General features: G+C 63.3%; 14 protein-coding genes. 10 read left to right on the top strand and 4 right to left on the bottom strand.

Features of this window, described 5'->3' with window-relative positions; all coding sequences use genetic code 11:
* The first annotated feature begins 3 nt into the window (after window positions 1–3).
* From EKN06_RS03915 to EKN06_RS03900, 4 genes are all read left to right on the top strand, one after another.
* Window positions 4–1,053, top strand: a complete 1,050-nt coding sequence (locus EKN06_RS03915) for a LacI family DNA-binding transcriptional regulator (protein WP_127611528.1) — start codon at window positions 4–6, stop codon at window positions 1,051–1,053.
* On the top strand, window positions 1,050–2,270 hold the full coding sequence (locus EKN06_RS03910) for an MFS transporter (RefSeq protein ID WP_127611527.1): 1,221 nt from the start codon (window positions 1,050–1,052) through the stop codon (window positions 2,268–2,270). Before EKN06_RS03915 ends, EKN06_RS03910 begins: the two co-directional genes overlap by 4 nt.
* Window positions 2,271–2,374: 104 nt before the next feature.
* On the top strand, window positions 2,375–4,891 hold the full coding sequence (locus tag EKN06_RS03905) for a glycoside hydrolase family 3 protein (RefSeq protein WP_240654585.1): 2,517 nt from the start codon (window positions 2,375–2,377) through the stop codon (window positions 4,889–4,891).
* Window positions 4,892–4,942: 51 nt separating this feature from the next.
* Window positions 4,943–6,235 (top strand): sugar MFS transporter, encoded by a 1,293-nt coding sequence (locus EKN06_RS03900; protein WP_127611526.1) that lies wholly within the window; start codon window positions 4,943–4,945, stop codon window positions 6,233–6,235.
* A gap of 37 nt (window positions 6,236–6,272) precedes the next feature.
* On the opposite strand, the gene EKN06_RS03895 is transcribed toward EKN06_RS03900, so the two are convergent.
* Complete coding sequence (locus tag EKN06_RS03895; RefSeq protein WP_127611525.1) at window positions 6,273–6,896, bottom strand: TetR/AcrR family transcriptional regulator; 624 nt, start codon at window positions 6,894–6,896, stop codon at window positions 6,273–6,275.
* A gap of 123 nt (window positions 6,897–7,019) precedes the next feature.
* On the opposite strand from EKN06_RS03895, the gene EKN06_RS03890 reads away from it, so the two are divergent.
* Genes EKN06_RS03890 through EKN06_RS03880 form a run of 3 tightly spaced genes read left to right on the top strand, consistent with a single transcriptional unit; the run spans window position 7,020 to window position 11,579 of the window.
* Entirely contained in the window at window positions 7,020–9,365 is a 2,346-nt protein-coding gene (locus EKN06_RS03890; protein ID WP_127611524.1) for a TonB-dependent receptor, read from the top strand.
* Window positions 9,366–9,396: 31 nt separating this feature from the next.
* Entirely contained in the window at window positions 9,397–10,299 is a 903-nt protein-coding gene (locus tag EKN06_RS03885) for an alpha/beta fold hydrolase (protein WP_127611523.1), read from the top strand.
* Window positions 10,296–11,579: a spinster family MFS transporter gene (locus EKN06_RS03880; protein WP_420810757.1), complete on the top strand. Its 1,284-nt coding sequence runs from the start codon at window positions 10,296–10,298 to the stop codon at window positions 11,577–11,579. Before EKN06_RS03885 ends, EKN06_RS03880 begins: the two co-directional genes overlap by 4 nt.
* A gap of 4 nt (window positions 11,580–11,583) precedes the next feature.
* Here EKN06_RS03880 and EKN06_RS03875 read toward each other — a convergent pair whose 3' ends face one another.
* The 3 genes from EKN06_RS03875 to gyrB form a co-directional block, all read right to left on the bottom strand.
* A complete protein-coding gene (locus EKN06_RS03875; RefSeq protein WP_127611522.1) occupies window positions 11,584–12,051 on the bottom strand; it encodes a low molecular weight protein-tyrosine-phosphatase in 468 nt (155 codons plus the stop codon).
* Complete coding sequence (locus EKN06_RS03870; RefSeq protein WP_240654584.1) at window positions 12,051–14,294, bottom strand: TonB-dependent receptor; 2,244 nt, start codon at window positions 14,292–14,294, stop codon at window positions 12,051–12,053. The genes EKN06_RS03875 and EKN06_RS03870 overlap by 1 nt, the downstream gene beginning before the upstream one ends.
* 185 nt (window positions 14,295–14,479) lie before the next feature.
* Entirely contained in the window at window positions 14,480–16,963 is a 2,484-nt protein-coding gene (gene gyrB, locus EKN06_RS03865) for a DNA topoisomerase (ATP-hydrolyzing) subunit B (RefSeq protein ID WP_127611520.1), read from the bottom strand.
* Between the two features lie 106 nt (window positions 16,964–17,069).
* Here gyrB and EKN06_RS03860 point away from each other — a divergent pair, with 106 nt between their 5' ends.
* From EKN06_RS03860 to guaA, 3 genes are all read left to right on the top strand, one after another.
* Window positions 17,070–18,491, top strand: coding sequence for a M20/M25/M40 family metallo-hydrolase (locus EKN06_RS03860; protein ID WP_127611519.1), 1,422 nt, complete (start codon window positions 17,070–17,072; stop codon window positions 18,489–18,491).
* Between the two features lie 88 nt (window positions 18,492–18,579).
* Complete coding sequence (locus EKN06_RS03855; RefSeq protein WP_127611518.1) at window positions 18,580–19,287, top strand: ZIP family metal transporter; 708 nt, start codon at window positions 18,580–18,582, stop codon at window positions 19,285–19,287.
* A 421-nt stretch (window positions 19,288–19,708) separates the two neighbouring features.
* Window positions 19,709–21,307, top strand: a complete 1,599-nt coding sequence (gene guaA, locus EKN06_RS03850) for a glutamine-hydrolyzing GMP synthase (protein ID WP_127611517.1) — start codon at window positions 19,709–19,711, stop codon at window positions 21,305–21,307.
* The last annotated feature ends 54 nt before the right edge of the window (window positions 21,308–21,361 follow it).

The following is a 21,361-nucleotide window of genomic DNA, read 5'->3' as shown; positions in this document are numbered from 1 at the left end:
CGCATGGCACGCCGGCGGCAGGCCGTAACGATCAAGCATGTGGCAGCCGATGCGGGCGTATCGCTCCAGACGGTGAGCCGCGTCATAAACAACGAGCCGAACGTGCGGCCCGAAATGCAGGCCAAGGTCCAGGCTTCGATCGACAAGCTGGGCTATGTCCCGTCCATCGCCGCCCAGCGGATGAGCGGTTCGCGATCGTACCTGATCCTCGCGCTCAACGATCGTGATCGTACGATATCCGACTGGCGCAACCGTCAGGGCGCGGACTGGGTCGACCAGATGTTGCTGGGCGGAATGCTGAAATGCGCAGAGCATGGCTATCGTCTGATCTTCGAACTGGTCGACACGCATTCGGATCATATCGAACGCGAACTGACCGCTGCGGTTGCTGCCTTGCAACCCGACGGCGTTATCCTGACCCCGCCGCACAGCGACAATGCGCTTATCACCGGGTATCTGGCGCGGCAGGACATCCCGTTCGCGCGGATCAGCCCTGGTGTTCCGGGCGACGGCATCGCGCTCAACATGAACGACGCGGGCGCGGCGGCCATGGCGACCGACCATCTCGTGGCGAAGGGCCATAAGCGCATCGGGTTCATATCGGGGCCGGACGAATATTCGGTCAGCGGCTGGCGCACCGAAGGATGGCGCGAGGCGATGGCCCGCCATGGCCTTGCCACCGAAGGATTGTTCGAAGAGGGCGACTTCAGCTTCGAATCGGGCAAAATCGCCGCCGAAGCCTTGCTGTCGCGCACGCCCCGCGCCACCGCGATCATCGCCAGCAATGACCAGATGGCGCTCGCGACGCTTGAAATCGCGCGTGACAAGGGTCTTGCCGTTCCGGCCGACCTCTCTGTCATCAGCTTCGACAACACGCCGATCGTGCGGCTGACCCACCCCCAGCTGACGGCGGTGGACCAACCGATTGCCGACGTCACGGCAAAGGCCGTCGAACTTCTGATCGCCGCACAGCGCGACAACGAATGGCCCGATGGCCCGGTGGTCGTCCCCGCCGGACTGGTCGAGCGTGAATCGACCGCGCCACCGCCGTGAGCGATGCGACAGCGCAAGGGGATGCACGGCAATCGTGGCGCTTCCTGCTGCTCTATGCGCTTGCCTGGGCCGGGAGCGCGATTGCCTATGTGCCGTTCCTGACAGTCCTGCTGCCGGTTCGCGTGACCGAACTGGCCGGAACCGGCGACGTCCGCATGCTCGGTTTCCTCACGTTCGGCGGCGCCATAGCGGCCAGTATCGCCAATATCGGTTTTGGTTGGTTGAGCGATTGGACCGGCCACCGGCGCGTATGGATCGCGATCGGTCTGGTCGGCAATGTCGCGTTGCTGCTGATGGTGCCGGCGGCACAGGGGCTGGTCGAGCTTCTCGCCATCATCCTTGGCTGGCAACTGGCACTCAACATGATGATGGCGCCGCTGGCCGCATGGGCGGGGGATTATGTCCCTGACGGGCAAAAGGGGCTGCTGGGCGGCCTGATGGCGTTTGCTCCGGCGGCTGGCGCGATTACCACTGCGTTCGTCACGATACCGGGACTTGCGGGGCCGGACGAGCGATTGTGGATCGTCGCGGCCATCGTGCTGACCTGCGTTGCGCCAGTGCTGATCTTCGGCGCGCCCACGCAGTTTCCGGAATTGCTGCGTGACGATCTGGGCGGCCCGGCAGAGGCGGTGGACGCGGCCAAGCCGGTGAAGCGCATGTGGGCCGCCCGTCTTGCGGTGCAGGTGGCCGAAGCGGCCCTGTTCGCATATCTGCTCTACTGGTTCCGATCCATCGACGAAGGCGTGACCGACGCCGAAGTTGCCCGCATCTTCGGCTTTGTGCTGGCCGCCGCAGTGCCGCTGGCGCTGCTGTCGGGTCGCTGGGCCGATCGAGCGGGAAGACCCATCCTGCCGCTCGCCATTTGTGCCTTCATCGCGGCGATCGGGCTGAGCGCGATGGCGCTGGCGTCGGGGGTGGCATCAGGGCTTGCGTTGGCGCTGGCGGGATATGTCGTGTTCGGTTTGGCGGCGACGGTATTCCTGTCGCTTCATTCCAGCCAGACCCTGCGCGTCCTGCCACGCGCGCGGCACCGGGGCAGGGATCTGGGCTTTTTCAACCTGACGAATACCGTCCCGTCGCTGGTCATGCCGTGGCTGACGATCGCGATCGTGCCGGTCTTCGGTTATTCCGGACTGATGGCCCTGCTGGCCGCATTGGCGCTGGTCGCGTGCGGATTGCTGGCATCGACTGGCCGCGCACTGATCCGCCGCAACTGACGACGAAGCCGGCGACGAAGCTGGCGCAGGACCGGGGTTGACTGCCCCTGACGAACGTGTATTTCATTAAATGATAACGTTCACAATCAAGAATGGAATATGGGATGGGGATCGGGGGGAAGTTCGCTCCGCACATGTTGACGGTGGCCGTGGCCGCGCTGGCGACCGCAATTGCGGCCCCGCTGGCGGCGCAGCCGATGGCCCGGCCAGACGTGCCCGAAGCCGCGCGCGCCGATGCCGCCAACTGGCCGTCCGCGCATAGCCCGGCGGCGATCACCGATACCGCGACCGAAAACCGCATTTCGGTCCTGCTCGCCCGCATGACCATCGAACAGAAGGTCGGTCAGCTTATTCAGGGCGACATTTCCGCGATGACGCCCGAAGACTTGCGGACTTATCCGCTCGGTTCGATCCTGGCGGGTGGCAACAGCGGTCCTTATGGCAACGAACGCGCGCCTGCTGGCGACTGGAAGCGTCTGGTCGACGAATATCGCGCTGTGTCGTCCGAACCTGTCGCCAAGGGCGTGGCGATCCCGATCATATTCGGCGTCGATGCCGTCCACGGCCACAACAACATTCCGGGCGCGACGGTATTTCCGCACAACGTCGGCCTTGGCGCGGCTAACGATCCCGCGTTGATCCGCCGCATCGCCGAAGTCACCGCATCCGAAATCGCGGGCAGCGGCATCGAATGGACGTTCGCGCCCACGCTTGCCGTGCCGCAGGATGGCCGCTGGGGCCGCGCGTACGAGGGATACTCGTCAGATCCCGCACTCGTTGCCAGCTATGGCCGCGAGATGGTGCTGGGCTTGCAGGGCAAGCTCGAGTCCGGCGTGACCGTCCCGGCCGACCGTGTCGCCGCGACCGCCAAGCACTTCATCGCCGATGGCGGTACCTTCGGCGGCGACGATCAGGGCGATGCCCGGATTTCCGAACGCGAACTGATCGACATCCACGGCGCGGGCTACCTCACCGCCATCAACGCCGGGGCGCTGACCGTGATGGCCAGCTTCTCGAGCTGGAACGGGGTCAAGAACCACGGCAACCCCACGCTTTTGACCGACGTATTGAAAGGCGCGCTGGGCTTTCAGGGTTTCACCGTGGGTGACTGGAACGCGCAAGGACAAGTCGCCGGCTGCACCAACACCGATTGCCCCGCCGCGTTGATGGCCGGGCTAGACATGTACATGGCACCCGACAGCTGGAAGGGGCTGTATGAAACCACGCTCGCGCAGGCGCGGGCAGGGCAGATCCCGCAGGCCAACATCAACGAAGCGGTGCGCCGCATCCTGCGCGTGAAGTTCAAGCTGGGCCTGATGAACGCAAATCCGCCGCAGCGCGGCAATGCCGCAGCCGTCGGTGCGCCCGAACACCTTGCCGTCGCTCGCGAAGCGGTGGCCAAATCGCTCGTCCTGCTCAAGAACGAAGGATCGGTCCTGCCGATCAAGCCGGGCGCAAAAGTTCTCGTCGCGGGGGCGGCCGCCGATTCGATGTCGATCCAGTCTGGGGGCTGGACCATCAGCTGGCAGGGGACCGATGTTACCAAGGCCGACTTCCCCAATGGCCAGACCATCTGGGACGGCATTGCTCAGGCCGTTGGCGAAGCGGGCGGCAACGCCACGCTGTCCGCCGATGGATCGTTCGATGCACGACCCGATGTCGCGATCGTCGTGTTCGGCGAAACGCCTTATGCCGAATATCAGGGCGATGTCGCCACGCTCGACTATCAGCCTTCGAATGCCACCGATCTTGCCTTGCTGAAATCTCTGAAGGCGCGCGGCGTGCCGGTGGTTTCGGTGTTTCTGTCGGGCCGCCCGATGTTCACCAACCCTGAAATCAACGCCTCCGACGCCTTTGTCGCGGCGTGGTTGCCAGGTTCGCAGGGGGCGGGCGTGGCCGACGTGCTGGTCGCGCGCGCCAATGGCAAGCCGGCGCGCAATTTCACTGGCAAGCTGTCGTTCCCGTGGCCCAAGGATGCCCGCGCGCCGGTCGCCGACCCGCTGTTCCCGCTGGGCCATGGTCTGACATATGCCAAACCGGGCCGTGTGCCGACGCTGTCCGAAGATCCGGGCATGGATATCGCCGCGACACTGAACGTCGATACGTTCTTCGGTGCGGGCCGCGCGCTTTCGCCGTGGACCCTTTCGGTCGAGGATGCTGGCGGCAAACGCACAGTCGGCTCCACGCCGACGCAAAGCGCGGGCGGTTCGGTTTCGGTCCGTTCGGTCGACGTGCGCGCACAGGAAGATGCCAAGGCGCTGGTATGGACCGGTGTAGGCCATGCCGTGATCGAAGGTCCGGCCGCGAACCTTGCCGCGCAACTGGCGGCGGATCAGGCGCTGACCATCGAATGGCGCATCGACAACCCGGGTACGGGTCCGGTGACGCTGGCTTTGGGCGATCGCAAACTGGATATCAGCGCGCTGCTCGCCGCATCGCCGATGGGCGAGGTCAGCACGCTGGCGATTCCGCTGTCGTGCTTTGCCGATGCCGGGGCGGACGTGTCGCAGCTGGCGACGCCGATGTTGCTGGCGGCAAACGACAAGTTGGCGCTGGCGTTGTTGTCGGCAAAGGTTAGTGAGATGGACGGGACGCGTAGCTGCCCGCCCGTGGCGAACTGATAATCATAAACATGGCCGGGCGTTTCGACCCGGCGCGGAGGAGAACACCTGATGGCACTGGCCCCAGATATCGCTAGTTCGTCCGATCCCGCCACGGTAACGGACGATGGCAACCACATCGACGCGCCGGGGCTTCAGCCTTTCGTGTTCGCGCTGTTCTTCATCTTTGGTGGGATCACTTCGCTCAACGACGTGATCATCCCGAAGCTGAAGGAACTGTTCACGCTGAATTACACGCAGGCGATGCTGGTGCAGTTCTGCTTTTTCGCGGCCTATTTCATCGTCGGGCTGCCGGCGGCGCGGCTGGTGAAGAAGATCGGCTACATGCGCGGTGCGGTCGTGGGCCTTGTCACCATGATGGCGGGCTGCCTGCTGTTCATCCCAGCGAGCCAGACGGCCACTTATGGCCTGTTCCTGTTCGCGCTGTTCATCCTTGCGGCAGGGGTCGTGACAGTTCAGGTCGTCGCCAATCCGCTGCTCAGCCTGCTGGGTCCGCAGCGTACGGCACATAGCCGACTGACGTTCGGACAGGCGTTCAATTCGCTGGGCACCACGGTGTTTCCGGCGGTGGGCGCAGGGTTGATCCTGGGTAAACTGGCCGAAGTCAGCGCAGCCGACCTTACCGGCCCGGCGCTCGATGCCTATCGCACGGCCGAATCGAACATGATCGTAAACACCTACATGGGTCTTGCGGTCGCGATCGGCGTCGTGGCGGCAGTGGTGTGGATGTTCCGCAACAAGCTGCAGGGCGAAACGCATCAGGACAGTTCGTTGTTCGGCGGTTTCGCGCTGCTGAAACGGCCCCGCTTCGGTTACGGGGCGCTGGCGATCTTCCTTTACGTCGGCGCCGAAGTGGCGATCGGTTCGATCCTCATCAACTATCTGGCCGAAGCGCGCGTGTTCGGAGAACCTGAATCGGTCATCGGCTGGATGATCACGCTTTATTGGGGCGGCGCGATGGTCGGTCGGTTTATCGGATCGGCGGTCCTGCGGATCATCAGCCCCGGCAAGGTGCTCGCCTTCAACGCGGCACTGGCGATTGCGCTGATCGCGTTTTCGGCCACCAGCAGCGGCCCGATCGCAGGTTACAGCCTGCTGGCAGTGGGCCTCGTCAATTCGATCATGTTCCCGACGATCTTTACGCTGGCTTGCGAAAAGCTGGGCGCGAGCGCGGCCGACGGTTCGGGCATCATCAACGTCGCCATCGTCGGCGGGGCGGTGGTGCCGGTGCTTTTCGGGATGCTGGCCGACGCAACCGGCAGCCTGCCGACCGCGCTGATCCTTCCGGCTGTTTGTTATGCGATCATCGCAGGGTTCGGCGTCTTCGCGCGGCGTCCTGCCTGAATTGAACGGGGCGGCTCGATCCGGCTAAAACGCCCGATCATTCACCCTTTGCTATACCATTTCGCAGGAGGTCGCTGGCTACGGCCACGACCTCCTCGATCTCCCGGTCCTCGGCCAGGATCGCATAACGCATGCCGAGGAAAACGTTCATCCCCATGATCGCCCATGCGTGTGCTTCGTTCAGGCCGGGGCGGAAATCGCCGCTGGCGGCCCCTTTTTCCAATCGTTCGACAATGCGCTTCGCTGTCGTTTCGTAATGGGCGCGATAGCTGGCTGGGTCGACGAATTCAGCTTCGTCGATGATGCGATAGATTTCCTTGTGGTCGCGTGCGAACTTCAAAAATCCCTTCAGCGCGGCCGCCTCGATTTCAATCGGGGTCATCTCGGGCAGGACTTCCCTCGCCGAATGGGTCCGCACCATGCCGCTCATGTCCGACACCAGCGCGCGGAAGATTTCGTCCTTCGAATCGAAATAGGTATAAAAACTGCCGAGCGCCGTGCCAGCCCGACGGGTGATGCCGCTGATCGAAGCTTCGTGAAATCCCTTTTCTCCGAACTCCGCCGCCGCCGCGTCGAGCAGCTTGCGCAGCGTGCGCCTTCCGCGGTCGGTGCGTGGCTCCTTGTCCGGTCTCGCTTCGCTGGCAGGCTCGATTGTGTCCATAAGGCCACAGCTATACCCGGATCGCGGGCAAGGCAACGAAATCAAACTTGAAAGTCGGTTCAACTTTCAATAGGTCGCTTTCCAGAGGTCCTGCCAAGGGACCATACTGTGGAGGATGACCTGATGAAGTTTGCGCTTTTCGCTTGCGCCGCGAGCCCGATTGCCATTGCCGCCCTTACGATTTCCGCACCCGCGATGGCGCAGGGCACGACTGAAGTTTCGGCCAGCGAAGACGGCAACCAGATCGTCGTCACCGCCCGCCGCCGTGAAGAACGCCTGATCGACGTTCCGATTTCCGTCACCGCCATCGGGTCAGAAGACCTTGCCAAGCAGGGCACGCAGACGATCGAGGAGATCGGCAAGCAGGTCCCGAACCTCACGCTCGAAGTGTCGCGAGGTACGAACACGACGCTGTCGGCCTTCATCCGTGGCGTCGGTCAACAGGACCCGGTCGCAGGCTTCGAAGCGGGCGTCGGACTTTACGTCGATGACGTTTACCTCAACCGCCCGCAGGCATCCGTGCTCGACGTTTATGACGTGGAGCGGATCGAAGTGCTGCGCGGCCCGCAGGGGACGCTCTACGGACGCAACACGATCGGCGGTGCCATCAAGTACGTCACCGCACGACTTCCCGCCGACCCGTCGGTAAAAATTCGCGGCACGTACGGTTCCTATGACCAGGCCGACGTTGTCGTGACTGCCTCGACCCCCTTGACCGAAAGCCTGCGCATCGGCGCAAGCGGCGCGCGGCTCAGCCGTGGCGGATTTGGCGACAATCTCGTCCAGGAGGGCGTCGAAAACTATAACAAGGACGTTTGGGCAGGACGCGGCACGGTCGAATTCGACAACGGGCCGGTCTTCATCCGCCTGTCGGGCGATTACATAAAGGACGACAGCTTCGCCCGTCAGGGGCACCGCTTGATCCCCGGCCTGCTCAGCGGCGCACCGGTTCTCGACAGCGTGTACGACACGCTTGCCGGCCTGAATGTCGTCGACCAGGAAGTCGAAGCCTATGGCGGCGCGCTTACCGCCGCGTTCGAAATGTCGGACACGGTGACGCTGAAGTCGATCACCGGTTATCGCAAGGACAAGTCGACCAGCCCGATCGATTTCGACAGCCTGCCGTCCGCCGACGTCGACGTTCCGGCAATCTACAAGAACGACCAGTTCAGTCAGGAACTGCAATTCCTGTACGAAAGCGACCGCCTGTCGGGCGTGCTGGGCGCTTATTACCTCGACGCGGACGCCTTTACCGCCTTCGACGTCGCGCTGTTCACGACCGGCGACCTGTTGAACGCGATCTACGGCACCACTGCCTATACCGGCCTGACCGCCCAGACGCTGGGCGACGTGAACACCAAGACATGGTCGATCTTCGGTGACTTCACATACGAGCTGAGCGATCAGTTGAGCCTTTCGCTCGGTGGCCGCTACACCAGCGACAAGCGCACTTCGAAGGTCCTGCGCACGACCTTCGTCGGCGGCTATTCCGACCTGTTCGCCAGCGGCTCGACCGCGACCGCAATCACGTCGAATTTCAACGGATCGGACACATTCAAGGAATTCACGCCCCGCGCGTCGATCAGCTTCAAGCCCAACAGCAACCACAACATCTACTTCTCCTATTCCAAGGGCTTTAAAGGCGGCGGCTTCGACCCGCGCGGCCAGTCCACCCAGGCGCCCGATATCAACGGCGACGGTTCGGTCAGCAGCGACGAAGTGTTCGAATTCATGAGCTTCGACCCCGAAACGGTGAACAGCTATGAACTGGGATGGAAGGCTGCGCTGCTAAACCGTCGCCTCAACCTCAGCGTCGCGGCGTTCAAGGGTGACTACAAGGACATTCAGATTCCCGGGTCACAGGGTGCCGACACTAATGGCGACGGAGTGTTCGACACGTTCGTCGGCGTCACGACCAATGCGGCAAGCGCCGACCTCAACGGCTTCGAAGTCGAAGCGGATGCACTGGTCGGTCAGGACTTTGCCGGCGCGGGCAGCCGACTCAGCGCGAACTTCGCGGTTGGCTATCTCGACGCCAAGTTCAACGAATATATCGTTGGCGGGAACGACGTGTCGGACGTGCGGGTGATCCAGAACACGCCCGAATGGACGGTCAACGCAGGGTTCGACCTTGGCGTGCCGGTTGCCAGTGGCATGGTCGACCTGCTCGCATCGGCATCACTGCGCAGCGATACCAGCCAGTTCGAAGTGACCAACCCGTTCCTCGATCAGGACGGCTATGTCCTTTACGATGCCAGCCTCGTCTACACCGACGATTCCGACCGCTTCTCGATCGGCGTCCACGGCAAGAATCTGACGAACAAGCGGTACATCGTGTCGGGTTACAACTTCGTGGCGGGCGGCGTCGGTGGCGCTCCGTTCACGCCGACGCTCGGCCGCGAAGGTACGCTAACCGGTTTCTATGGCGATCCGCGCCGCGTGTTCGTGACTGCCGAAGTCCGTTTCTGATCCCCGCGGGGACTGATAAGGAACGGCTGTCATGAAAAGTTACGAAGAACACCGCTATCGCTCGGCAGACGGGCGGCTTGGGCTTTTCGCTCGCGATTATCCATCCGTCAGGGGGACGGACGGTGATGCGGGCGAGCGGCAGGAGAGGGGGGGGCTCCCTCTCCTGCTGATGCACGGGCTGACCCGCAATGCCGCGGACTTCGAACCACTGGCGCCCCATCTTGCGGACTATCGCTTGATCGTGCCCGATCAGCGAGGACGAGGTCTGTCGGACTATGACGACGATGCCGCCAACTATCGCATCGACGTCTATGTCGCGGACATGTTCGCCCTTTTGGCGGACCTTGGCATCGACCGGTTCGGCATCGTCGGCACGTCGATGGGCGGGCTGATCGGCATGGTCATGGCGGCGATTGCGCCGCAGCGCGTCGCGGCGCTGGCGCTGAACGACATCGGCCCGGTCATCGACGAGGCGGGTCTGGACCGAATCCGCGCCTATGTCGGCGGATCGCCGAGCCCGGCGGCCGACTGGGCCGAAATGGCGGGGCGTTTCGCGCGGGTCAATGGCGCAGCGTTTCCCGAATTCGGCGACGCGGAATGGCTCGCCTTTGCCCGCCGCACCAGCCGCGAAACCGCGGACGGCATCGTTACCGCCTACGATCCGGCAATCGCGAAGGGGCTGACACCTGAAACAGACGCGGTCGTGCCGACTGACTTGTGGCCGGTGTGGGACATGGTGACGAAGGTCCCGGTCTTGGTCGTTCGCGGCGGGTTGAGCGATCTGATGTCGGCGGAAACGATGGATGAAATGGCCCGCCGCCACGATGCCGCGTTCGAGCCTGTCGTCGTGCCGAACCGGGGGCATGCGCCCTTGCTGGACGAACCCGAAGTGCTCGCGGCGCTGCCGCCCTTCCTTTGCGCCCACGCACGATGAGCGCGAGCGATCCGGCAACGGAAACGCCCATGCGCAGCTTGCCCGCCCGGCCCGGACCGGTGCTGGGCATGTTGCTCGTCGTTTACATCTTCAATTTCCTTGACCGGCAGATCCTGTCGATCCTTGCTGCGCCGATTCAGGCCGATCTCGGCCTGTCGGATACGCAGATGGGTTTGCTGGGCGGCATCGCCTTTGCGCTGTTGTATTCCACGCTGGCGGTTCCGCTGGCATGGACGGCGGACCGGACCAGCCGCAGTTGGGTGATCACCATCAGCCTTGTCGCGTGGAGCGGGTTCACCGCGCTTTGCGGCCTTGCGCACAATTTCTGGTCGATCTTCCTTGCCCGGCTTGGCGTCGGGGTGGGGGAAGCGGGCGGGGTCGCGCCGTCCTATGCCATCATCGGCGATTATTTCCCCTCGTCCAAACGCTCGTTCGCGCTGTCGATCTATTCGCTGGGCATCCCGCTGGGATCGGCGGCGGGGGTCATGGCGGGCGGCTATATCGCCGCGACGGTCGATTGGCGGGCGGCGTTCTTCTTTGTCGGCATCTGCGGCATTCTGGTCGCCATTCCGTTCAAGCTGATCGTGAAGGACGTGCCCCGTCCCGCACCGGTGGCCGGCAACGAAGCGCCCGGATTTGCCGATATCGCCCGCGTGCTGGCGCGCAAACCTTCGTTCTGGCTGCTGTCGTTCGGCGCGGCGTCCAGTTCCATGCTGGGTTACGGCGTCGCGTTCTGGCTGCCCAGCCTGTTGCAGCGCAGTTTCGGGCTCGACCTTGTCGCGGCATCGCAGTTCTATGGCGCGATCCTGTTGTTGGGCGGTACGGTCGGCGTGCTGACGGGCGGCTGGTTGGGTGATCGGCTGGGTGGCCGGGACCGGGCATGGTATGCGTGGCTCCCGGCGATCGCTTTCTGTGCGGCGCTGCCGTTCTATGGCTTTGGCATCGTGTCGGGCAGCGTCTCGGTCGCCTTTGTCCTGTTCCTGATCCCGCAGGCGTTCGCCTATATCTGGATCGGCCCGGTGCTTTCGGCGATCCAGCATCTTGTCGAACCGCGCGCGCGGGCGACGGCGTCATCGCTGTTCCTCCTGATCAACAACCTCATCGGGCTGGGTGGCGGCATTTTTGCGCTGGGCGCGCTGTCCGATGCGCTGAAGCCTACCTATGGCGATGAAGCGCTGCGTTTTTCGATGCTCTACGCATTGGCGCTTTACGGGCTTGCGGCACTTTTAATGGGGCTGGCCGGAAAGTTTCTGCGCAAGGATTGGGTCGCGGAAAGCTGAGCGATCAGTCTTTAAGGCTGGCCACCATGGCGCGGGCGGCCATGCTGACATCGTCCCATGTCACGGCAAAACCGGCCTCGTCCCCGTAATAGGGATCGGCCACGGCTTCGCCCCGCCGTCCGGGTACCATGTCCATCAGCAGCGCCAGTTCGGCGCTGCCGTCCACCGGACGAACGCGACGCAGGTTGGCGAGGTTGTCGGCATCCAGCGCAAAGACGTGCGTGAATTCATGGAAGTCGCGCGCCGTCACTTGCCGCCCGCGATAATGCGCGATGTCGATACCGTTACGAGCCGCTTCGCGAATGGCGCGCGGATCGGGCGGATTTCCGACGTGATAGGCTGCCGTGCCCGCCGAATCGGTATGAACCGCGAGCCCTGCCGCCTCCGCCTCAGCCCGGAACGCCGCTTCGGCAAGCGGCGACCGGCATATATTGCCAAGGCAGACGAACAGGACCCGCGGGGATTGCTTCATCAGAACGAGTAGCGAAGCTCCACGCCGTAAGTGCGCGGCTCGTTGATCATGCCGGTAAGGTTGTTGAAATCGATGCCCGAAACGAACACGATTTCATCCGTCACATTGCGGACGAACCCGGCCACTTCCCAACCCGCATCGGCGGCGTACCCGGCGCGGACACCGCCTTCGAGCAGTTCCTTGCCGCGGAATTCCACCGCTTCGTACAGGAAGAAGTTGGTGGCCGAACGATAGGCCCAGTCGGTGAAGAAATAGACTTCGCCCGCGCCTACCGGCACGCCGTAACGCAGCGTGGCATTGGCGACATAACGCGGCGCCTGCGGCAGGTCGTTGCCGTCGATGATGGCAAGGCCGTCATCGTTCAGCGGGTCGATGACGGTGCAACCACCACCGCAGGGCGCGATGAACAGGTCGTTGTCGCGGATTTCGGTGAAGTTCCAGCTGCCGCCCAGCGTCAGGTCGAGATAGGGCGTCGGCTTGGCGATCAGTTCGCCTTCGAGCCCGTAACCGATGGCATGATCGGCATTGATCAGCCGCGCGCTGTTGAATTCGCCGCCCACCGCCGTCAGCTGCAGGTCATCGGTCCGCCACCAGTAACCGGCAAGATCGAGCCGCAGCGTGCGACCCATCAGCGCCGACTTGATGCCCGCCTCGCCTGAAATCGTAGTCTGTTCCTTCGCGACGTTGGGGATCGAGAAGAAGTTCACGCGATCCTGAATTGCCGGGCCCTGGTAACCTGTCGCCACGCGGGCATAGACGTTGGTGTCGGGCGACACTTCATATGTCGCGCTGACGTCCCACGAAATGTTGTCGCCCTTTGCCGTGTTCGTGACGGGCAGGGTGACGGCGGGAAGCTGCGCCGTGCCGGTGATGCGGTCGGTCTTCTTGTCGTCCGAATAACGCACGCCCGCGCGCAGGGTCAGGCGATCGGTCGCCGACACTTCGCCGCCGGCAAACACGCCGAAGTTGCGGTTGTCGTTGCGGTGATAGACGTCGGACACGATGGTCGTGCCGTCGAACGCGAATTCGCGATAGGACAGTTCCTGATCGAAGTAATACGCGCCGACCTGCATGCGGTAACCGCCAAGATCGCCGGTATCGAAACGCACTTCCGTGCTCATTTCCGAAGGCTTGGTATTGCCGCCGGTGTTCACCGGGAACGCCGCGACGTGGATGTCATAGAAATTGCAGCCGGGGATGAAGGCATAGCAGTCGCCGCCATCGATATCGCCGGTCGACGTCACGTTCGCTTCTTCGTAACCCGCGATCAGCGACAGCGTGCTATCTCCGCCTAGGCCGAGCGAGGCGCGGAAGCTGCCGCCCCACTGCTCCATGGTCTGGCCGGTATAGCCGTCGAGGCTGGCTTCCTTGGGATCGAAGCCCACGTTCGCGTCGTTCGATCCGGGCAGGATCGCCCCGGCGCGGAAGATGCGCGGCGAAGCGTCGAGATGGCGGTAGTGGGCATTGAGCAGCAGGCTGTTGCCGTCATCTTCGATAAGCAATTGCGCGCGGGTGGCGATATCCTCGTACCCTTCGAACTCCTCTTCGGCGAGGCCGGTGGTGTTGAGGTTCTTTACCCAGTCGTCGCGGCGCTGCATCAGGCCCGACACGCGGAACGACACGACATCGGTGATCGGTCCGCCGATCGCGCCTTCGAGGTTGATGGTGTCGAGATTGCCGTACGAGGCGGAGAACTTGCCGGTGAAATAGTCGGTTGGCTTGGCCGAATCGATCTTCACCACGCCCGCCGGGGTGTTGCGGCCGAACAGCGTGCCCTGCGGCCCGCGCAGGACCTGTACGCTTTCGACGTCGAAGACCGGGAAGGATTTGAGCATCGGGTTTTCAAGCGCGACATCGTCATAGACAACCGAAACCGGCTGCGCCGCGTTGGGATCGAAGTCGGTGTTGCCAAGACCGCGGATATAGAAGCGCGGGAACGTGCGGCCGAACGAGCTTTCGACGTTCAGGCTGGGCGTGCGGGCGGACAGGAAGCGGATATCGAGCCCGCTGGAATTGATGACGTCGAGCGCTTCGCCCGAAATCGCGGTGACGGCCACGGGCACGTCGATGGCGCGTTCCTCGCGGCGTGACGCAGTGACGAAAATCTCGGTCAGGTCGCTAGCGCTTGCGATTTGTTCGCCAGCATCCTGTGCGAAAACCGGGTTGGCGGTGGCGATGGCGAGGACAGATACGGCCATACCGGCCAGGCGTGCGGACGTTTTCATCAATTCGGGTTCCCTCATGCTCCGGTGCCCTCTCTGGTCAGCCGCCCGTTCTGTGCGGGCTGGCTGCGTGGCCGTTAGCAAAAGTAGTTGCGAACCGAAACAAGATGCACACCCCCGACCGCCGTTTTGGCGGCAGGTGTGGCGCGCAGACTTCACATTGCCATAAACGCCGGCGTCATCGACGCCGGGCCGGAGCGCCGAACTCAGACGTCGAGGTTGGCGACGTTTAGCGCGTTTTCCTGGATGAATTCGCGACGCGGTTCGACGATGTCACCCATCAGGCGCGTGAAGATTTCGTCGGTCACGTCGGCGTCCTCGACCTTGACCTGCAGCAACGCGCGGTTTTCCGGATCGAGCGTGGTTTCCCAAAGCTGGTCGGCGTTCATCTCGCCCAAGCCCTTGTAGCGCTGGATCGACAGGCCCTTGCGCCCGGCGGTCAGCACTTTGTCCAGCAACTGCGTCGGCCGCGTGATCTGGCCGTCCTTGCCGACCGGGGCGACATCTTCGCCGTCATCGCCGGCCGCCGTCACGCGCACGAGCCGCGCGCCGCCGACATAGGCGTCGGCCTGTTCGGCCGCGACGCGGTGCAACTTGCGCGCTTCGGCACTGTCGAGGAACTTGGCCTCGATCGTGAAGTGGTCGGTCACGCCACGCCAGATCCGTTCGATGGCATAGCCTTCTTCGGTCGGAAACGCAGTCCACTTGCCCTCGGGATCTTCGACCTGCATCGTCGCGGCAGCGCGTTCCAGCGCCATGTCGCGCGCCGTGGCATCGAGATCGGGCGAAAGCGCTCCGGCCAGCGCCAGCGCCTCGACGATCGAAGGATCGTAGCGTCCCGGCGCAAAGGCCAGCGTGCTCTTGAACCGGCGTGCCTGTTCGACCAGCGCGGCCAGATCGTCACCGCTGCGCGCGCCGCCGGTCGTTTCCAGCACCTTCCCCGAAAGCCCGCCTTCGATCAGGTAGCGGTCGAGCGCGTCGTTGTCCTTCAGGTAAACCTCGGACCGGCCCTTCGCGACCTTATACAACGGCGGTTGCGCGATATAGAGGTGCCCGGCCTTGATGATGTCGGGCATCTGGCGGTGGAAGAACGTCAACAGCAGAGTGCGGATATGTGCGCCGTCGACGTCGGCGTCGGTCATGATGACGATCTTGTGGTAGCGCAGCTTTTCGAGGTTGAATTCGTCGCGCAGGCCCGTGCCCATCGCCTGAATCAGCGTGCCGACCTCCTTGGAACTGATGATCCGGTCGAACCGGGCGCGTTCCACGTTCAGAATCTTGCCCTTCAGCGGCAGGATCGCCTGGGTTTTGCGATCGCGGCCCTGCTTGGCGGAACCGCCGGCCGAATCACCTTCGACGAGGAAGATTTCGCACTTGGCGGGATCGCGTTCCTGGCAATCGGCGAGCTTGCCGGGCAAGCTGGCAATGTCCATCGCGCCCTTGCGCCGGGTCAGTTCGCGCGCCTTGCGCGCCGCTTCGCGCGCGGCGGCGGCGTCGATGATCTTGTGGATGATCTGCTTGGCGTTCTGGGGATTTTCCTCCAGCCATTCGCTCATCTTGTCGCCCATCAGGCTTTCGAGCGGCTGGCGCACTTCGGACGAGACGAGCTTGTCCTTCGTCTGCGATCCGAACTTGGGATCGGGCAGTTTGACCGAAACGATCGCGGTCAGCCCTTCGCGCATGTCTTCGCCCGAAAGCGTGACCTTTTCCTTCTTCAACATGCCCGACCGGTCGGCATAGTTGTTGAGCGTGCGTGTCAGAGCTGCGCGGAACGCGGCAAGGTGCGTGCCGCCGTCACGTTGCGGGATGTTGTTGGTGAAGCACAGCACGTTTTCGTAGTAGCTGTCGTTCCATTCCAGCGCGACTTCGATGCCGATGCCGTCGCGATTGGCGCTGATCGCCACCGGTTCGGGCACCAGAGGCGCCTTGTTCCGGTCGAGATATTTGACGAATGCGCCGATCCCGCCTTCGTAATAGAGATCGTGTTCCTTTGGCTCTTCGTGGCGAAGATCGCGCAGGATGATGCGCACGCCGGAATTCAGGAACGCGAGCTCGCGATAGCGATGCTCAAGCTTTTCGAAATCGTATTCGGTGACGTTCTTGAACGTGTCGTTGCTGGCAAGGAATCGCACGCGCGTGCCCTTGCGTGGCTTGCCGTCGTCGTTCAGCGGCGCATCGCCCCGGGTGATGAGCGGAGCGACGGCATTGCCGTGCTCGAACTTGATCCAGTATTCCTTGCCGTCGCGCCAGACGGTCAGTTCCAGCCATTCGGACAGCGCGTTGACGACCGAAACGCCGACGCCGTGCAGGCCGCCCGACACCTTGTAGGCGTTGTCCTCGCTCGTATTCTCGAACTTTCCGCCGGCGTGGAGCTGGGTCATGATGACCTCTGCCGCCGAAACGCCTTCGCCCTTGTGCATGTCCACGGGAATGCCGCGGCCGTTATCGTCGACCGATACCGAATTGTCGGGGTGCAGTTCGATCAGGACGCGGTCGCAATGGCCTGCCAGCGCCTCGTCGATCGCGTTGTCCGATACTTCGAACACCATGTGATGCAGGCCCGAACCGTCATCGGTATCGCCGATGTACATGCCCGGCCGTTTGCGTACCGCGTCGAGGCCCTTCAGGACCTTGATGCTCTCTGCGTCATACTCATTGGTGTTGGGGGTGTTTGCGGTGTTCTCGTCCATGACGATCATATAGGCACGAGGGGGCCATTTCGGAAGCCTTTACACCCCCTTCCATCCACAGCCTGATGCTGCTTCAACATCAATAGTCAAAAGGAGAGCGACCAGCATGATCCCACGCCGCCTGATAACCGCCGTTTCGTGCATCGCCGCGATGGCCATCGGCCAACCCGCGATGGCACAGGGCGGCGACGGCCCCGACGCCGGTTGGGCTTCATTCCAGGGGCTGTATCAAGCGCTGGTCGAAACCGACACGACCCTGTCGGGCGGCAGTTGCACCAAGGCGGCGCGCATCGCGGCGGACCATCTGGCGACGGCGGGCATGGCGCGCGAAAACTTGCACGTCATCGTCGCGACCGACCATCCCGAAGAAGGCAGCCTTGTCGCGATATATCCGGGCACCGATCCCAAGGCGGGCGCGATCCTGCTGATGGCGCATCTCGATGTGGTTGAGGCCCGTCGCGAGGATTGGCAGCGCGATCCGTTCAAGTTGATCGAAGAGGACGGCTGGTTCTTTGCGCGCGGTGCATCGGACGCGAAATCGCTGGCTGCGATCTGGACCGACGCGCTGGCCCGGTTTGCGCGCGACGGCCACCGCCCGCGCCGGACGGTAAAGGTCATGCTGACCTGCGGCGAGGAGACGAACGGCGCGTTCAACGGGGCCGAATGGCTGGCGGCGAACAGGCGCGAATTGATCGACGCCGAATTCGCACTGAACGAAGGCGGCGGCGGCACGGCGGACATCGACGGCAAGGTGCTGACGCAAACCGTGCAGGTGGGCGAAAAGACCTTTGCCAATTACGCGCTCGAAACGATCAACCCCGGTGGTCACAGTTCCTTGCCGCGGCCTGACAACGCGATCTACGACTTGTCGCGCGCGCTGCTCGCGGTCGAAGCCTTGCGCTTTCCGGTGGAGTTGACCGATGTGACGCGCCAGTCGCTGGCGCAGGAGGCCAAAACCGGCGGGGCCGAAATGGGTGCGGCGATCGATGCGCTGCTGGCCGATCCGACCGACGCGACTGCCGATGCCATCGTTTCGACCAACCCGCACCTTCGCGGCAATACCCGCACGACTTGCGTGGCGACGATGGTGGAGGCGGGCCATGCGCGCAACGCCCTGCCGCAACGGGCGACGGCGAACGTCAATTGCCGCATATTTCCCGGCCATGCGATCGAGGATGTCCGTGGCCAGCTTGAACGCGCGATCGGTAACGATGCCATTGTCGTCACGACCCTGCCGCCTGTTCGTCCCGCGCCAGAGGCTCCGCCCATTACAAAGGCGCTCATGGCCCCGATCGAAACCCTCGTCGCGCGGCACTATCCCGGCGCGGCGGTGGGGATCCGGATGTCGAACGGGTATACCGATAGCACATTCCTGACGGCGGCGGGCATCCCGGCCTATGGCACACCGGGCCTGTGGTGGGGGCCAGAGCCGAACGGCATCCACGGGCTGGACGAACGCATCCGCGTCAAGTCGCTGATGGACGGCCGCGCGTTCCTTTACGATCTGGTCCGCGCTTATGTCGACTGATGGGGCCGATCATGCGCACGCATGACGCGCGGGAACATGGGCCGGGCGCTGGCGGTTCTTGCTCCGAGCATATCGTGAGGCGTGGCACGTGGGCTTGACCTTCGCCGTCGTGGCAATCGTTTCGGGCGCGCTGATCGTCGGCGCGCTCATCGGCGTTTACGGCAAGCTTCGCGCAAGGACCGAAGGGTTTATCGTCGCGCTGGCGGGCGGGGCGCTCCTGCTCAGCCTCGTCACCGAATTGATCGAGCCAACGCTCGAAAAAAGCAACATGCTGACCACGGTGCTGGGCGTGGCGACCGGCGCGATCATCTTTACCGTGATCGATTACCTGATCGACGAAAAATGGGGAAGCAATGGCGGGGCGGGGCTACTGGCAGCGGTGACTACCGACGGCATCCCCGAAAACCTCGCATTGGGTGTCGCGCTGATCGGCGCGGGGCCGAAAGAAGTCGCCGCACTGGGCGCCTCGATCCTGCTGTCCAACCTGCCCGAGGCAGCGAGCGGCGCGCGATCCATGCGCGATGAGCAGGGTTGGTCGAAAGTGCGAGTCATCGGGTTGTGGACCGCGACGGCGGCGATCCTGTCGCTGGCGGCGTTGGCCGGATATTTGCTGTTTGCCAACGTCAACGAACACCTGCTTGGCTTCGTGCGCTGTGTCGCGGCAGGGGCGGTCGTGGCCAGTCTTGGCACCGAGGTGTTTCCCAAAGCCTACAAGAAAGACGCGCACACCGTCGGCATCGCGACCGCGCTTGGCGTTCTGCTGGCGCTGATCCTGTCGGAAGTCGGAGGGGGTTAGCAGCCGCTACGGGATAACGACGCGCGATCTGTCCCGCCCCATGTCGGGGCGGGTACGGATCGTCGGTCGTGGGATCAGGCGATCAGCGTCGCGGTAAAGGCAAGGCCGCTGAACGTCAGCGCAACAACTGCGCCGATGATGTGGCTGGTTAGCGTATTGGTCATCGTATTCCTCCTGTTACGTGGGTGCACGAACAGGTCATCCGGTCTCTGTTATCTTGTTTTTTCGGACTGCGCCCCGGAACGGCTCCTCTTCCGGCCGGATCGCATCGCCGCCGCTAGGCTGATCCGGTCTATGCTGCAATTGCGAAAGTAATTTTATTGCTTGCAGATTTTGCAACTGGCTTTGCGTTCGAGGTGACTGGCTGAACCTATCGTTCGCGCCGCTGGACAGAATCGCAGGGTATTTCTATCGCCCCGGCATGGCCCAGCATCAGAACGAAGCCCTGAATTCCGATTCCAGGGGCGACACCATCCTCATCGTCGATTTCGGCAGCCAGGTGACCCAGCTGATCGCGCGCCGCGTGCGCGAAGCGGGCGTCTATTCCGAGATCGCCCCGTTCACTATGGCGCAAGAAGCGTTTGAACGGTTGCGCCCGCGCGGCATCATCCTGTCGGGCTCGCCCGCCAGCGTGCCGGAAGACGGCAGTCCGCGCGCACCACAAATGCTGTTCGACAGCGGCTTGCCGATACTTGGCATCTGTTACGGCCAACAGGTCATGTCGCACCAGCTTGGCGGCGAAGTTCGCCCCGGCCACGAAACGGGCGAAGGCGGCGAATTCGGGCGCGCGTACCTGACCGTGACGAAATCCTGCGCCCTGTTCGACGGGCTTTGGGCCGAGGGCGAACGCCACCAGGTCTGGATGAGTCACGGCGACAAGGTCACGAAATTCGCCCCCGGCTTCGAAATCGTCGCCACCAGCGACGGCGCGCCCTTTGCCGTCATCGCCGACGAAAGCCGCAAGTATTACGGCACGCAGTTCCACCCTGAAGTCGTCCACACGCCCGATGGCGCCAAACTGATCGCCAATTTCGTGCGCCACGTGTGCGGCTGCGCGGGCGATTGGACGATGGCGCAGTTCCGCGATGCCAAGATCGCGGACATCCGCGAACAGGTGGGCGATGGCAAGGTGATCTGCGGCCTATCGGGCGGGGTCGACAGCGCGGTCGCCGCCGTGCTGATCCACGAAGCCATCGGTGACCAACTCACCTGCGTCTTCGTCGACCACGGCCTGATGCGCATGAACGAGGCGGAGCAGGTCGTCACCCTGTTCCGCGATCATTACAACATCCCGCTCGTCCACGTGGATGCAGAGGACATGTTCCTGTCCGGCCTTGCCGGGCTGACCGACCCTGAAAAGAAGCGCAAGTTCATCGGTGGCGCCTTCATCGACCTGTTCGAAGCGGAGGCGAAGAAGATCGGCGGCGCCGATTTCCTCGCGCAAGGCACGCTCTATCCCGACGTCATCGAAAGCGTGTCGTTCACCGGCGGGCCTTCGGTCACGATCAAGAGCCACCACAACGTCGGCGGTCTGCCCGAACGCATGAACATGAAGCTGGTCGAACCCTTGCGCGAACTGTTCAAGGACGAAGTGCGCGACCTTGGCCGCGAACTGGGTCTGCCCGATGTCTTCGTCGGTCGCCATCCGTTCCCGGGGCCGGGCCTCGCCATTCGCATTCCCGGCGAAGTGACCAAGGAACGCTGCGACATCCTGCGCAAGGCGGACGCAATCTATCTCGAGGAAATCCGAAACGCCGGGCTATATGACGCGATCTGGCAGGCGTTCGCCGTCCTGTTGCCGGTCCGCACCGTGGGCGTGATGGGCGACAGCCGTACTTACGACAACGTCTGCGCCCTGCGCGCCGTTACCAGCACCGACGGCATGACGGCGGACGTCTACCCCTATGACAGTCATTTCCTCAGCAGTTGCGCAACGCGCATCGTGAACGAGGTGAAGGGCATCAACCGCGTGGTCTATGACTACACATCGAAGCCGCCAGGCACGATCGAATGGGAATGAAACGGGGCTGCGATTGTCGCTGAACGGCCCTGTTTCGCGATACATCATGGAACG

Origin of the sequence: Croceicoccus ponticola, assembly GCF_004004515.1 — a bacterium.
GTDB lineage: Bacteria > Pseudomonadota > Alphaproteobacteria > Sphingomonadales > Sphingomonadaceae > Croceicoccus > Croceicoccus ponticola.
Note: the sequence above shows the minus strand (reverse complement) of the source record. Positions and strands in the feature narration are given on the sequence as shown.